2 protein-coding genes are annotated in these 1,039 nt (G+C 44.7%); both read left to right on the forward strand.

Annotated elements, in window-relative coordinates; all coding sequences use genetic code 11:
* Positions 1-364 (forward strand): hypothetical protein (locus ACFIL8_RS10890; protein WP_375689793.1); only part of this gene is annotated, 364 nt, incomplete at its 5' end.
* A 131-nt stretch (positions 365-495) separates the two neighbouring features.
* A partial coding sequence (locus tag ACFIL8_RS10895) for a phage tail tape measure protein (RefSeq protein WP_375689795.1) occupies positions 496-1,039 on the forward strand: 544 nt, incomplete at its 3' end.

A 1,039-nucleotide genomic window follows, 5' to 3' on the forward strand; every position in this document is an offset into this window, starting at 1 on the left:
TTATCAAGATAAAGGTGGCAAAGAATCTCTCTGCAAGAAACTGACCTTTTATCGCCCCACTTTTAAGCATGCCAAGCAATTAGCGGTGCTCATTGGACCACAATTGACAGAGCTGCTGCTTCCTGAGTTTGGAGAGCAAAAAACCACTTTGAGCAATGATGTGCTTATCACGAAGCTTTCTCAAGTTTTGTTCACAAGTGAGGCAACAGAAGGCATCACAGCACTTTTGGCTGATATGTCACATGAATCTATTGAATTGATTGATCGAGTTGATGTGATGGATATTGTCGCAATATTGAAGGCTTTTTTTGCTTTTTTTACGCAACGCCAATCCTCTCTGCCAGACAATTTGGGGCAGAACTAGCTCTTTATTATCACTGGGCGCCTTCAGAGATTAACCAGATGGATTGGCTGGATGTGATTGCCTATCGAGAAGAACTCGCGCGCCTGAAAGCTCAAGAATATGAAAGCCATCAGTTAGGATAAGAGACGATCATGGATGTTTCTCTTGTTGTGCGTTTTGTTAATCATCTGCAAGAGGGGATCGCTTCTGCCAAGCGAGATCTTGCAGCCTTTAGTTCAGATGTTGCGCATTTCCAAAACAAGACAAGGCAGCATTTTAAAGGGTGGTTTGACCCTGAGCATCTTAAGAAAGCTACAGCCCATGCAGAAAATGCTTTTATCCATGCGCGTGGACGTATGGTGGGGGCGATTGCGCAAACAGCAACCTTAATTGCACCGCTCTATAAAGCCATGCAATTTGATCAATCGATGAAAGGCTTGGAAAAGGTTCTTGATGCCCCCCTTGATCGCTTAAAGGAATTGCGCCGTTTTGCGCTTGAAACCTCCACTAAGATTCCGCTAGCGGCACGTGAAGTTTTAGAACTGATGACCAGTGCTAGCCAAGCAGGGATTGGCGAACAAGATCTAGAAGCTTTTAGCATTTATGCTGCCAAAGCGGCTGTTGCTTTTGATATGACGGGAGATCAGATTGGGGAGCGCTTTGCCAAATTGCGCAATGTCTTTAAGCTTAATCAGG

The organism is Bartonella sp. AP57NXGY (assembly GCF_042195805.1).
Lineage (GTDB): Bacteria > Pseudomonadota > Alphaproteobacteria > Rhizobiales > Rhizobiaceae > Bartonella.